We start from the raw sequence: 568 nt of genomic DNA, 5'->3' as shown, positions 1-568 counted from the left end.
ATGCTCGACGCCGGTCTTGGTGTGCTCGGCAGGAATGAACCACTCGCGCTCGGCCAGGCTGATGTGTGACCAGCGTGCCTGCCGGGTTTCGCCGATCCGCGTGCCGTGGCAGAGCATCAGCAACGCCAACAGACCATCCCCCGGGTTGTTCGCCATCGCACCGAGCAAGCGCGTCATCAGGTCTTGCAGCTGGGTGCCGCGCAACCGAGACGGCTTGATGCCGATCTTGGCCTTGGAGAAGTCATTGAACTTGATGGCCATCATCGGGTTTGACGAAATCAGACCCAGCTTGAACGCCTGCCGAAAGGACAGGGCCAGCAACTGGAACACCGAACGTACGTAGTCGATGGAAATGCTTTCTTGCAGCGGCCACATCAGGTCGCTGTCGAGGGTGGCCTTGTCGATATCGGTCAGTGGCAGATCACCGAGGCGCGGCATGAGGTGGCACTTGATCATCGAGGCGCCGGTCTTCTTGCGCTTCTCGGACAAGCTGCGATCACGCGCCATGCGCTCGGCGTACCAGGTCAGCAACTCACCGGTCGTGACCCACTTCGAAACGGTCGAACCT

Annotated in this window: 1 protein-coding gene; it reads right to left on the bottom strand. The window is 60.7% G+C overall.

The annotated features are described in order from the left end of the window. The coding region (locus tag AC1DVH_RS32505; RefSeq protein ID WP_477757225.1) for a tyrosine-type recombinase/integrase at positions 1–568 on the bottom strand (568 nt) is incomplete at both ends.

Source organism: Pseudomonas sp. P4_C3, assembly GCF_056402075.1.
The sequence above is the reverse complement of the archived record's forward strand: the minus strand, read 5'-3'. Positions and strand labels throughout refer to the sequence as shown.